Origin of the sequence: Peribacillus simplex NBRC 15720 = DSM 1321, assembly GCF_002243645.1 — a bacterium.
Classification (GTDB): Bacteria; Bacillota; Bacilli; order Bacillales; family DSM-1321; genus Peribacillus; species Peribacillus simplex.
The window spans coordinates 3,891,637-3,904,416 of record NZ_CP017704.1 but is presented as its reverse complement, the minus strand read 5'-3'; the positions used below and the strand labels follow the sequence as shown (position 1 = coordinate 3,904,416).

Annotated in this window: 12 protein-coding genes; 1 reads left to right on the top strand and 11 read right to left on the bottom strand. The window is 43.3% G+C overall.

Annotated elements, in window-relative coordinates:
• Nucleotides 1-9: 9 nt before the first annotated feature.
• Nucleotides 10-1,557, bottom strand: a complete 1,548-nt coding sequence (gene pruA / locus BS1321_RS18835) for an L-glutamate gamma-semialdehyde dehydrogenase (protein WP_063232534.1) — start codon at nt 1,555-1,557, stop codon at nt 10-12.
• A gap of 381 nt (nt 1,558-1,938) precedes the next feature.
• Between pruA and BS1321_RS18830 the strand changes: the two genes are divergently transcribed.
• A complete protein-coding gene (locus BS1321_RS18830; protein ID WP_081112865.1) occupies nt 1,939-3,351 on the top strand; it encodes a sigma-54 interaction domain-containing protein in 1,413 nt (470 codons plus the stop codon).
• Between the two features lie 75 nt (nt 3,352-3,426).
• Here the strand turns inward: BS1321_RS18830 and BS1321_RS18825 are convergent, their stop codons facing one another.
• The 10 genes from BS1321_RS18825 to nikA form a co-directional block, all read right to left on the bottom strand.
• Nucleotides 3,427-4,113, bottom strand: coding sequence for an FMN-dependent NADH-azoreductase (locus BS1321_RS18825; protein WP_063232533.1), 687 nt, complete (start codon nt 4,111-4,113; stop codon nt 3,427-3,429).
• A gap of 38 nt (nt 4,114-4,151) precedes the next feature.
• The gene (locus tag BS1321_RS18820) at nt 4,152-5,000 is read right to left on the bottom strand and encodes a VOC family protein (RefSeq protein WP_063232532.1); all 849 of its coding nucleotides are present in this window, start codon (nt 4,998-5,000) and stop codon (nt 4,152-4,154) included.
• Between the two features lie 4 nt (nt 5,001-5,004).
• Entirely contained in the window at nt 5,005-5,409 is a 405-nt protein-coding gene (locus tag BS1321_RS18815) for a DoxX family protein (protein ID WP_063232531.1), read from the bottom strand.
• Nucleotides 5,410-5,551: 142 nt separating this feature from the next.
• Nucleotides 5,552-6,370, bottom strand: a complete 819-nt coding sequence (locus tag BS1321_RS18810; RefSeq protein ID WP_063232530.1) for a nicotianamine synthase family protein — start codon at nt 6,368-6,370, stop codon at nt 5,552-5,554.
• A complete protein-coding gene (locus BS1321_RS18805) occupies nt 6,348-7,685 on the bottom strand; it encodes an MATE family efflux transporter (protein ID WP_063232529.1) in 1,338 nt (445 codons plus the stop codon). Before BS1321_RS18805 ends, BS1321_RS18810 begins: the two co-directional genes overlap by 23 nt.
• Before the next feature lie 73 nt (nt 7,686-7,758).
• Nucleotides 7,759-8,523: an ABC transporter ATP-binding protein gene (locus BS1321_RS18800; protein WP_063232528.1), complete on the bottom strand. Its 765-nt coding sequence runs from the start codon at nt 8,521-8,523 to the stop codon at nt 7,759-7,761.
• Nucleotides 8,520-9,317: an ABC transporter ATP-binding protein gene (locus tag BS1321_RS18795; protein WP_063232527.1), complete on the bottom strand. Its 798-nt coding sequence runs from the start codon at nt 9,315-9,317 to the stop codon at nt 8,520-8,522. The genes BS1321_RS18800 and BS1321_RS18795 overlap by 4 nt, the downstream gene beginning before the upstream one ends.
• The gene (gene nikC / locus BS1321_RS18790) at nt 9,314-10,093 is read right to left on the bottom strand and encodes a nickel transporter permease (RefSeq protein ID WP_232522817.1); all 780 of its coding nucleotides are present in this window, start codon (nt 10,091-10,093) and stop codon (nt 9,314-9,316) included. The genes BS1321_RS18795 and nikC overlap by 4 nt, the downstream gene beginning before the upstream one ends.
• A gap of 50 nt (nt 10,094-10,143) precedes the next feature.
• On the bottom strand, nt 10,144-11,097 hold the full coding sequence (gene nikB / locus BS1321_RS18785; protein WP_063232525.1) for a nickel ABC transporter permease: 954 nt from the start codon (nt 11,095-11,097) through the stop codon (nt 10,144-10,146).
• The gene (gene nikA, locus BS1321_RS18780) at nt 11,098-12,627 is read right to left on the bottom strand and encodes a nickel ABC transporter substrate-binding protein (protein ID WP_063232524.1); all 1,530 of its coding nucleotides are present in this window, start codon (nt 12,625-12,627) and stop codon (nt 11,098-11,100) included.
• Between the last annotated feature and the right edge of the window lie 153 nt (nt 12,628-12,780).

The following is a 12,780-nucleotide window of genomic DNA, read 5'->3' as shown; positions in this document are numbered from 1 at the left end:
CCCTAAAATTTATAGCGTTTCAGATGTTGTTTTTCCTTGAAGATGAAGAACTAAATAATCAGGACCGCCCGCTTTTGAATCTGTACCTGACATATTGAATCCGCCAAATGGCTGGTATCCTACAATGGCACCAGTACAGCCGCGATTGAAGTACAAGTTACCTACGTGGAAATCCTCACGCGCTTGTTCGATATGTTCAATATTGTTCGAGATGACCGCACCCGTTAATCCATAATCCGTATTATTGGCAATCTCGATTGCATGACTGAAATCTTTTGCCTTACAGAACGCAACCACTGGTCCGAAAATCTCCTCTTTCATGACTCGTGCGTTCTCATCCACATCGGCAATGATAGTTGGCTGGATGAAGAAACCTTTTGAATTGTCTCCTTCTCCCCCTGCAACAAGTTTCCCTTCTTTTTTACCGATTTCAACGTAGCTCATGACTTTATCGTAAGCTGCTTGATCGATAACCGGACCCATGAAGTTGTTTACATCCGTTGGTTCGCCGACTGTTTTTTCTTTCGTTAATTCAATGACACGATTCAAGACTTGGTCATATACATCTTCCACTACGACGGTACGTGAACAAGCAGAACATTTTTGACCGGAGAATCCGAATGCAGAAGCGACGATTGATTGTGCCGCCAATTCCAGATCAGCCTCTTTATCAACAACGATCGTATCTTTACCGCCCATTTCAGCGATGACACGTTTTAACCAGATTTGACCTTCATGAACTTTTGACGCACGCTCATAAATACGGATTCCAACATCACGAGATCCGGTAAAGCTGATGAAACGTGTACGAGGATGATCTACCAAATAATCACCAACTTCAGCACCGCTTCCTGGGATGAAGTTCACAACTCCTGCAGGCAAGCCCGCTTCTTCCAACACTTCAATGAATTTAGCTGCAATGACCGGTGTTGTACTGGCCGGTTTCAATAAGACCGTATTACCTGAAACAAGAGCCGCCGTCGTCATGCCTGCCATGATCGCAAACGGGAAGTTCCAAGGTGAGATGATGACACCGACACCAAGCGGAATATAATTGAAAGCATTGTGTTCAATCGGACGGCTCTCCACTGGCATGCCGTCTTTAAGCTTAAGCATTTGACGTGCATAGTATTCCATGAAGTCGATCGCTTCCGCTGTATCTGCATCCGCTTCATTCCAAGGCTTTCCTGCTTCTTTAACCAATAGAGCCGAGAAATAGTGTTTTCTTCTACGAACGATGGCTGCAGTCCTGAATAAAATATTTGCACGCACTTCCGCTTTCGTTTTTCTCCAAGTTTGGAATGTCTTATCTGCCGCTTGCATCGCTTGCTCAGCAAGATCCTTATTCGCTTTGGATACGGTTCCAATAACTTCTTCTTTATTTGCTGGGTTTACAGAGGTAATGACTTCATCAGTAAACACTTTTTCACCATTAATGATCAGCGGATATTTCTTCCCTAAATCATTAGCTACATCATTCAATGCCACTTGAAAAGCTTTATTATTTTCTTCGATTTTAAAATTAGTAAATGGTTCGTGTTTATATGTTTGGACCATTATGGCTCATCTCCCTAAAGTTTATGTTTTTTACTTCTCCCCTATTTAACAAGCAAGTTCCGTGCCAACTTTTCATTTTTTCGGAAAAATAAAGTTTTTTCTTGAAATATGCAATGAAATTCAGCACTTTTGGGGCAAAATCGACATAGTATGCCATTATTTTTTGCTCTAATCCCTATTTTTGTCGTTTAAACCTGACACTTTTTATTAATGCAAGTTTCATGCCAACTAGGAATAACATAAAAAACAGCGTTTTTTCACTTTTTCCGCAAAATATTTTTGCACTTTAATGCAAAATAATCTTGCTGTGCAAATTTTATTTGCGCCTTTGCTTCAATTCCACTACAATAGCTCTAAGAAAAGAATAAACGGGAGGCATTCATGTATTTAGATCAAATCATTAAAATAGAAGGTTTCCAAACCATCCTCCATTCGCTTGTGGATGTAATCGATATTGGGATACATATAATCGATATAAAAGGGCGGACCATTGTATATAACAAGAAAATGGCAGAAATTGAAGGAATGGATTCAGAAGAAGTATTAGGGAAGAAGATTCACGAAATCTTTAAGTTCAAGGAAGAAACGGAGAGTACATTAATAAGGGCACTTCATTCGGGTAAGCCAACCGAGAACTCGAAGCAGACCTACTTCAATAATCTTGGACAAGAAATTACCACAATCAATAATACTTTTCCGATTTTGGATCAGAAGCAAAATATCATCGGAGCAATTGAAGTTGCAAAGGATATAACGAATCTTGAAAGAATCATTAAGGATAATATCTTAAATAAAGGCGATACCAAATATACGTTTGACAGCATCATCGGAACGAGTGAAAATTTCTTGGAAGTCATAGAAAAGAGCAAGCGCTCGACCAGAACGGCATCCTCCATCCTAATCGTAGGGGAAACGGGCACCGGAAAAGAGCTCTTCGCCCAAAGCATCCATAATGGCAGCAGCCGTTCGACACATCCTTTCATCAGCCAAAACTGTGCTGCCCTGCCAGATAGTCTAATTGAAGGAATACTCTTCGGCACAAAGAAAGGCGCCTTCACCGGATCGATTGAAAGGCCTGGGTTATTCGAACAGGCACAGGGCGGTACCATCCTGCTAGATGAAATCAACTCATTAAATCCGAACATGCAAGCGAAATTATTACGGGCCCTTCAAGAAAGAACGATTCGCCGTGTTGGGGATACAAAAGATAAAAAAATTGACGTTAGGGTCATTGCAACGATAAATGAAGATCCGATAGATGCCATTTCAAATGATCATTTACGAAAGGATTTATACTACCGATTAAGTGTCGTTTCGTTATTCATCCCGCCTCTTCGTGAACGGAAAGAGGATATTCCTTTGCTGGCGCAATCCTTCATCGAGAAATTCAATGCGCTGTTCGAGTTAAATATAGAAGGGATCAGCGAAGAGGTCTACTCGCTTTTTTATGATTACGACTGGCCCGGGAACGTAAGGGAACTTGAACATATCATTGAGGGGGCCATGAATTTAATGGAACCTGGCGATACAAAGATTGCCATCACCCACCTTCCGACTCTATTTAGGAAGAAAGCCCATTTGGAAGACATTCATCCCGATAGAAAAGAGAATCATGCAAATGGAGATTTACAGGAGTCAACCTTATCTCTTGATGATTATATCGCCAATACTGAAAAGCAATACTTGGAGAAGATATTAAAGGAACATGGCATGAATATCTCCCAAGCAGCCAAGGCGCTGAATATTAGCCGCCAAAGTCTTCAATACCGCTTGAAAAAGTATCAGGTCAAATAACATCATTCCCGCACAAAGAAGGCCCCCATTAATATGGAGGGCCTTCCTTTGCCTGCTATTCTTTTCACTTCGCAATCAGAATGTTTCAGCTGCTTTTGCAACGTTTTCCAAACCATCCGCGATGATTTTTTGTGTCCGATCCGGATACTGATTATGTCCTTCAATGACCACGACCTCCGGATTGTTGATCCCCCATAGGCCAATGATATTTTTCACTAAATTCACGGCCATTTCAGCAGAAGCCATTCCTTCTAATGCATAATCAGAACCGCGGGCGTTCAATAGCATGACTTTTTTATCACCAGCATAACCGACAGGACCTTCCGCCGTATAATTGAACATTTTACCGGCTTGTGCCAAATAAGAAAGATATGTGATTAGCGGTGCAGGAACCGTTGAGTTCCATAGAGGGAAAGCGAATACCACTTTATCCATCTCCAGGAATTGATTTAAATATTGGTCAACCAGTTTCGCCGCATTTTCCTCTTCGGCTGTCAGTTCAAGACCTTGGTTGCGTTTATACAACCCGGTAATCGCCGTATTTCCATAGTAAGGAAGTTCTTCTTTAAATAAATCCAGCTCGGTCACTTCATCTGCACGGTGTGTCTCTTTATATGCTTTTAAGAAGGTTTCATACATTTTCGAGCTGATCGCCTGCTCTGCAGGACGATCGTTCACTTTAACAAATAATACTTTTGTCATTTTTCCATTCTCCCCTGCCGCGGTTTCTTTATTTCCAAATAATCTACTTAAGAATCCCATTATTCCCACCATTACTTTCTACATTAATTCTTACAATTTCAGACGACTAAATGAATCTCATTGCCTGATGGATCTTTTACAGCGAAAAACCCTTCTTTTTCCGCGACGTCTGCCCCGATTTCTTTCAGTTGTTCCGTTACTTTGTTTCTCGCTTCTTCATCTGCAAAAACGAGAGTATACCAGTTTAGCCCAACACTATTTTCCTTTGGAGCAGGGGCGCCAACGCCATTCCAAGTGTTCAACCCGATGTGATGATGATATCCACCGGTTGAAGTAAAGAGCGCTCCTCCATATCGATTCACAACGGTAAACCCAAGACCTTGCATGTAAAACTCCTCCGTTTTACGTAAATCGGCTACATGCAGATGTATATGCCCCATTAAGGTTCCTGCAGGCAGTTTGCTCCACTCACCATTGCTTTCATTCAGAAGGTCATTCCCATCCAACGGATCCGTGCCCATTGCGACTTCCCCATCTGCCCATCTCCAATCAGTGGATGGCCGGTCAGAGTATACTTCAATGCCATTGCCATCCGGATCGGTAATGTACAGCGCTTCACTCACTTCATGATCCCCCGCTCCAAATGGATATTTCGTTTGAAGTAAATGGCGCAAAAAAATCGATAAATCGGCACGGCTTGGCAGTAATAGGGCAAAGTGATATAAGCCCGTCGTCCGCCCTTCTTTCGGAATCACATCAGCAGGCTGCTCAAGTGTCAGCAACGGGGTTTTTCCGTCTGTCGTTAAAACAGCTTGCCGGTCGTTTTTCTTCAATACTTGAAGACCGATGATTTCTTGATAAAACAGAATGGCATTATTTAAATCCAAAACATTTATACTGACATCGCCAACAAAAGTAATTGGTTTTTGATGAAAATTTTTATCCATATTGTCACTTCCCTTTTTTATTGAAAATCACATGATCCAAAGAAAGAACTGTGCGGTTTGCACACGCTAGATAGACAGACATGGCCAGCAGTGCCAAGTCCAGTTCGTAGCCCGCTGCTTGCCCGTTTCCTAGAAAACCTGCAGGTAATTTAGCCGTGAAAATCGCTCCCGCCATAATGACCGCAAATAGGACGGAAACGATTCGTGTTCCCAAACCCAGTATAACCGCAAGTCCTCCGATCAATTCGATTCCAGCAACGATATACGCCAAGAACCCTGGAATGCCAAGGCTATCGAAAAATCCCGCCGTATTTCCTATTCCCCCTTGAAACTTTGAAACGCCGTGAATGAAAAAAGTAAGACCTAAAATCACCCTTAAAAAAACTTGACCTGCATCATTTTTATTCATGTATGAATTCTCCTTTTTGTTGGTTACTTTATGTAAGTAATTATATTTTCATAAGCTTATAATGTCAAGTAAGTTTATTGGAATTTCTTTTTTTTCCAAAAAATAAAAACGAATTGCCGAAGCAACTCGTTCCATGGTGTCACTATTTAAATGTGTAATAAATGGTTGAATTGATGATGAAAGAATCGGCAATCGTTCTTCCGACTTCCTGACATGCCACTTTACTGAACTTTGTCGCATCAACTGGCTCATATAATAATTGATGAATGCCATCCACGGACCGTATTGCGACGGTTGCGCCGGGGTTCGTCTGAAATATCCGTTCCAGTATTTCTTCTTTATTAGGAACCAGGCTGGCAATCCATACAAGATCAAACTCCGTGTAGTCATGAAGGGCGCGATCATTCAGGATATATTCTGAATTCCCTTCGTTATCCAGTTCTTGGATGATGCGCCAGCCAAGTGAATGGGCTTGTTCATCTATATCGAGACATGTCATTTTCGCACCCAACTCCCGTTGAAGCAGCAATGGACTTAATGGCAGAGGACCCGTCCCTACAAATGCGAATGATTGAATATCATTTTTCACCTTTTTCAATTCATTGATTTCCGTTTTGATCAGTTCTTTGTAGTTATCCCAATAAATGAAAGAACGGAAGTCATCCAGGGAGTTCACCTTGCCAACAAATAATTTGGCATAATGATCCTCCATCAATGTTTCAGCAATCGTCAGCTTATCAAGCATGGTACCCCGAATCGATCGGATTTCATCATGGTTGAGAATTTCTTCTGCCATGTGCTGGTCCACCGGTTTCGAAATCATCGAAACCAGTTCGGATAAAACGCGATTGATGATTTCGTTATTTGGTGATAAATCATCTTCTTCTAGTAGGATTTTATAAGTATCCATATATGTATGAATGATTTTTTCCTGTTTTCTAGACCATTTGATCGTTTTCAAGGCGAACACTCCTATTAGGAAATAATTTTTTACTTAACCGTGGTATATACATTGCCAAAAATACCGAACGTCCTAGGCTGAATACAGTAAAGGCCAGCCATAATGCATGGTTTTGATATGCCGGCACAAAAATATAAAGTGTTATCACAAAGGCAATCAAGGAATAGATCATCGAGTTACGAATCGGTGCAGCTTCTGTTGCCCCAGTAAAAACACCGTAGAAAACGATACCTACACTGGCCGATAGTGGAAACAAAATAAGCCAGATCCCATAAATGTTTGCCAATTCAATGACACTTGGTATCCGTGTGAAAAGCGACAGGATGGAATCACCGAATAGATAGTAACTGACCGCAATCATCAGGGAGGACAGAACACCCCACTGCAACGACAGGATCAGGGTCTTCTTATATAAGTGCTTATCTCTAGAACCAATCGCTTTTCCAACAAGTATGCTTGAAGCATTTGCAAACCCGTCAAAGAAGTAAGCCATCATATAGTGAATTTGGATGAGTACGGCATTCGCCGCCAATATCTCCGTTCCATATGAGGCACCCTTTGCCGTGAAGATATTAAAAACGGCCAACAGGCAAAGCGTCCTGATGAATAAATCCCGATTCACCGACATCATTTTCTTAATGGATGACGGATCGAACATCTCTTTCAAAGGAGGCATTTCCATTCGATGCGGCGACGCTTTCACAATAATGATCAGTCCAATGAAAAAGGCCGTCACTTCCGAAAGGAGGGTAGCTATGGCTACTCCTGGCACACCCCATTCGAATACATGGACAAACAGCAAATCCAAGACGATGTTCATCAGGTTCATGAACACCTGTAAAACTAGCGAAACCTTGATCTTGGACATCCCCATCAGCCATCCCAATATGACATAATTCATCAAAGTGAATGGGATTCCCCATATTCGAATGCTGAAGTATTCAGTTGCATATCTTCGAACGTCAGCATCCGGATTCATCAGTGTTAAGGAAACATGTTCAATTGGCCCCTGAAGCAGGATGAATCCTATCCCGGCAACAATCGCCAGTATAAATGGCCTTAAAAAGGCTAAAATGCCTTGCTTTTCGTCGTTTGCCCCAAGTGCTTGTGCAGCAAATCCCGAAGTGCTCACCCGCAAAAACCCAAACAGCCAATACAAGGTATTGAAAATAACCGTACCTATAGCCACGCCGCCCAAATAAGCAGGGTTTGGTAATTGACCCACAACAGCGGTGTCCACCGCACCTATCAACGGCGTCGTTATCGTCGATATGGTCAGAGGAATGGCCAAGGCCAAATATGATCGGTGGTTCACCTTACTTCCTCCTTAATCAAACTTCACTTTAATCGAAAACATTACGATTTAAAACTCAAATAAACACAAGCTCTTATTCAAACATCGAAATCAGTTCTTTTGTGTATGAATGGCGATCGCTGCAAAAAAGCTGTTCGTTTTCGAAAGAATCCACAATAACCCCCCCCTTCATCACCATGATCCGTTGGCTCATCTCCTGTACTGCCGACAGATCATGAGAAATAAAAAGGTAAGAAATGTCCAAAGTCTCCCGCAGCCCGCCTAACAATTTCAGAACGGCCGCTTGTGACAGCACGTCCAGGCTTGAAGCCGGTTCATCCAATATAATGAGGGCCGGTTCAATGCTGATTGCGCGTGCAATGGTCACACGCTGCTTTTGTCCGCCGCTTAGCTCATGCGGGTAACGTTCAGCAAAACTCTTTGGAAGCTCCACGGTTTCCAGGAGCTGTCCGATAAAGTTCACTTCACTTGTATATGTAAAATGTTTCAGATTGACCTCGCTGCCAAATTGAAGATATGGATCCATTAGTGAATCTTTTATCCTTAGTTTTGGATTCAAAGCCGATGCAGGATTTTGCAAAACAGCCTGGATGTTCTTGCGGTACGGTTTTAGACTGCGTTCGCTTTTGTTTTGCAGCGCAGTTCCTTCAAATAGGATGCTGCCTTGGTCAAAGGATTCAATCTGAAGGATGATTCTTGCCAGTGTGCTTTTTCCGCAACCGCTCTCTCCCACTAATCCGAGGCATTCCTTCCTTTCGATGCTAAAATTCACGTCCCTTAGTATTTCTATTCCGTTATCATAGGTTTTATGGACATTTCGTACGTCTAATAAACTCATCCTGACACTCCTTCAAGCTTGAATGGAATTCTGCTCAATGATGGCGATGACTGAATCAGTTTTTTCGTATAAGCATGCTGCGGATGATTCAATACCTGATTTTTATCACCGGTCTCAATGATGGCTCCGTCTTTCATGACCGCAATGCGATCCGCATACTTCCTGACATGACGTAAATCATGGGTAATGAACAAGACTGCACATCCGGTTTCTTTTTGGAGCTTTGATAACAGCTGTAAGACCTTAAAGGAAGATACACTGTCCAAGGCTGTGGTCGGTTCATCCGCTATCAAGATATCCGGTTCAAGCAGCAGGGCTATTGAAATGGATACCCTTTGAAGCTGCCCACCGCTTAATTGAAAAGGGTATCTGCTATAGATATCTTCATTCAGGCCCACCGATATGAGCGCCTCTACCGCTTGCTCCCGCCTTGCCTTTTTGGAAAGATTCAAATGCGTCCGCTGATATTCGTCGAAATGCTGACCGATGGTAAGGAACGGTGTGAATGAACCCTGGTAATCTTGAAAAATATAAGCCAGGCGTTTTCCGCGAATCTTCCTTATTTCAGAGGAAGTTAGCGTTAATAGATTTCTTTCCCCGTACCATATTTCCCCCTTCGCTTGGAGATTGGGAGCAAGCAGCTGACATATTGCCATGGCCGTCATGCTTTTGCCGCTTCCACTTTGTCCGACAAGCGCAAACCACTCACCTTCATGCACATCTAATGAAAGATCCTTGACGATATGATTTTGCTTTCCCATGATATGTAGCTGCCTCACGGATAAAACGCTCATGATTCCACCTCCTTTTTCACATCGAATGCATCGCGCAAATAATCACCGAGAATGTTGGATAAAAGGACGACAAATACGATGGCGAGCCCCGGGTAAATCATCAGCAACATATTGGATTGAAAGTATGGCCGGGCATCATTCAGCATGGCTCCCCACTCTGGTGCCGGCGGCTGCGCCCCGAGCCCGATATATGATAAGGAAGATATGAGCAAAATGATTTTTCCTAAATCGAGGCTAGAAAGGACAAGCACGTTCCCGATAAGGTGCGGAAATAGATGCTTCCGCATAATCCCAAATGAACTTAATCCATTGATTTTAGCAGCTGTGACATAATCCTTTTGACGTTCGGTGATCACCGTACTTCGCACAAGCCGGGCATAATTCACCCATTTCACTAGAACGATCGCCAACAGGAGATTTTCGATTCCTGGTCCTAATAAGCCACTAAGCACAATGGCAACGATGGTATCAGGGAATGCGAGAAACGCGTCTGCAATGCGCATGAAGATCCGATCGATCAGCCCTCCTTTAAAACCGGCAATCACCCCGAACGGGACGCCGATGATAACCGCGGCAAACAGAGATAAAAGACCGTAGCCAACCGTCAGCTGTGCGCCAAGCAGCAGACGTGTCAATACATCACGCCCTAGATGATCCGTCCCTAACGGATGTTCCATGCTTGCCGGCCATAGCCTTTCTCCCAGATTGACCAGTGTCGGATCATGTTTCAGAATAATTAAGGTGTAAGCCGCGACGGCAAGGACTGTAGCCATCATCGTAAAAAGGACGGTCATTCTCCAGCGCCTTTTGGATTTTTTTTTGATAACTAACTCCATTTTCCATGCTTCCTTTCCTTCAGTCTTAGCTCCGGATTTAAATAGCGATAAGATAAATCCACGGCACTATTAACCATGAATACAATGATGGCCATGACCAACAGATACCCTTGGATGACTGGATAATCCCGCGACCGAATCGAGTCCACGACCATCTTACCTATACCTGGATAGGCAAAAATCACTTCGATCACCACTACACCGCTGATCAGGCTGCCAAGGCTGACACCGAATACGGTAATGACCGGGGGCAAGCTATAACGAAATGCATGGGCAAAGAATATCCGCATTTCTGAAATCCCCCTTGATCGGGCAGCCCTGATGAAATCATGACTTAGGGAATCTATTAAACTCGAACGCAGCAAACGGACGTACACACTTGTGATGGCCAGCCCCAAAGTGACTGACGGCAGAATCAAAGAACGAAATCCGTCCCTGCCCATTGTTGGAAAGGCCCCCCATCGAACCGCAAATAAATCTATCAAGAGCAGCCCCAGCCAAAAGCTAGGAATGGCTGCGCCTAACAAAGACACGGCACGGCTTATCTGATCAATCCAGCTTCCCCTGTACAATGCAGCAAGCGAACCTAATGGAATGGCTATACCAAGCATCACAAGCAATGCCCCAACCGCCAGCTCAAGTGTTGCAGGCAGCCCGCTCATGATCATCTCCATCACTGGCTGATTGGTCAGATAGGAATTTCCGAAATCCAATTGGATAAAGTCAGTAAACCAATCTCCATACTGCACTAACAGCGGATCATTGAACCCCAATTCTTCACGAAGCTCATTGACTTGCTCGTTTGTGATCGATACATCATCCACTTGAAGTATCGAGAGAACCGGGTCGCCTGGAGCAAGCCGAACAAAAAGGAAAGAGATAAATGTAATCACAAGGACAAAAATCACGACCTCAATGAATCGACGGACTAAGATGCGGAACATTCACTTCACATCCAGTTCATTCGTCAGCATGTAGTATTCGCTTCTCGAAGTGATCCAGTTTTCAACTTTATCGGCATCATAAGCAACAAGTGTATTCGGATGTAAAATGAAAGAATTATATACTTGTTCATCCACATACATCGCAATCTCCTCAGCTAAATCCGAGCGCTTCTCCTGTCCGACCGTTACGTTCAGCTTATCAATCAGGGACGTCAGGTGATCATCATCGACCCCACTGAAGTTCAAGGCTCCCTTTGGATGATAAGTAGCATTTAAATAATAACCGGCATCCCCGCGCGGAGCCGTTAAATTGCTGTAGGTCGTTAAATCCCAATCCCGATTGGCAGCCATATACTCTTCAGGGATTTCTATTTGCTTGATTTTCACATCAATCCCCAACTGGCCGGCATCCGATTGAAAAACTTGGGCAATTAACGGCAGGTCAGCACGTGAACTATATGTAAGAAGTGTAAACGTTAACGGTTTGCCGTCTTTTTGCATGACACCATTCACTTTCTTATATCCCGCCTGATCAAGAAACCCCTTAGCCGCTTCCATTCCATTCTCTTTTTTCAGATAGTCCGGAGCAAAAGAGAAAGTGGATGGAAAAGGCCCTGTTGCCACTTCTGCATGACCATGTAAAATCGTATCCACAATGGATGAACGGTCGATCAAGGCATCTATCGCCTTTCGGACGTTTATATCCTGCAATGCTTTACGTTCCAAATTCATCGTCATTTGATGTACGCGGAAAGTGGAAGTCGATTCAACCTTCACACCATCTATCGCCTCTAAATTTTCTAGGCTTTCCACTTCCGGACGGAAAACAATATCGGCGTCTCCCGATTCAAGGGCAAGAGACCGGGCATTGGCATCTTCATTAAACGAAAACCTGGCTCTCTCAAGCTTTGCGGCTCCATCCCAGTAAGACTCATACCGGATTAAATCAACTGCCGTACCTGGTATGAATTTCGAAACCGCAAATGGCCCCGTTCCTATCGGCTTGTTTATATAGTCACTTTCCTTCACGTCAATAATCGATGTATTTGGATGGACCAATTCAGAAGGAAACTCAGGAAAAGGAACCTCCGTCTTAATGGTAAGCGCATTTCCGTCCGCTTCTATCGATTCGATGCGCAAAGCATTCTTGATCGCCGGACTATCCTTCATCGCCCTCTCCAAGGAAGCCTTCACCGCTTTACCATCCATCGGCTTTCCATTCTGAAAAGTCACACCCTCCCTTAAATCGAAATTCCATAACTGACCATCCTTGCTATCCCAGCTTTTCGCCAGCCAAGGTTCAATGGTCAAATTCTCATCATTGAGATGCACCAATGTCTCGGTGATCCCAGCCCTTAGTGACACATAACTAGTATCAACATTCGGATCAAGCGAGCTAGTCGCAAAATTAAAAAGCAAGTTCACTTCCTTCTCCCCTCCCCCTTGATCTTTCGCAGACTCTGTGGAACAAGCAGCCAAAAGAAAGAATGATAAACATACAATAAAAACCGATTTACATTTTCTGAGCACGATATATTTCCCCCATTACCTTAACTATTTTTAATTGGCTGCTGTAAAATCGTATTGATTACGATTTAGAATGCAGCATTACTATCATGACAAACCAGGTAACGCATTGCCGAATGCTCATCCGAAATCAAACTATGTAATGCTCCTTGAGAT

Bases quoted from the DNA above. Each gene is read 5' to 3' on its own strand.
- pruA (WP_063232534.1), bottom strand. From the start codon at position 1,557: ATGGTCCAAACATATAAACACGAACCATTTACTAATTTTAAAATCGAA.
- BS1321_RS18830 (WP_081112865.1), top strand. From the start codon at position 1,939: ATGTATTTAGATCAAATCATTAAAATAGAAGGTTTCCAAACCATCCTC.
- BS1321_RS18825 (WP_063232533.1), bottom strand. From the start codon at position 4,113: ATGGGATTCTTAAGTAGATTATTTGGAAATAAAGAAACCGCGGCAGGG.
- BS1321_RS18820 (WP_063232532.1), bottom strand. From the start codon at position 5,000: ATGGATAAAAATTTTCATCAAAAACCAATTACTTTTGTTGGCGATGTC.
- BS1321_RS18815 (WP_063232531.1), bottom strand. From the start codon at position 5,409: ATGAATAAAAATGATGCAGGTCAAGTTTTTTTAAGGGTGATTTTAGGT.
- BS1321_RS18800 (WP_063232528.1), bottom strand. From the start codon at position 8,523: ATGAGTTTATTAGACGTACGAAATGTCCATAAAACCTATGATAACGGA.
- BS1321_RS18795 (WP_063232527.1), bottom strand. From the start codon at position 9,317: ATGAGCGTTTTATCCGTGAGGCAGCTACATATCATGGGAAAGCAAAAT.
- nikC (WP_232522817.1), bottom strand. From the start codon at position 10,093: ATGATGGCTACAGTCCTTGCCGTCGCGGCTTACACCTTAATTATTCTG.
- nikB (WP_063232525.1), bottom strand. From the start codon at position 11,097: ATGTTCCGCATCTTAGTCCGTCGATTCATTGAGGTCGTGATTTTTGTC.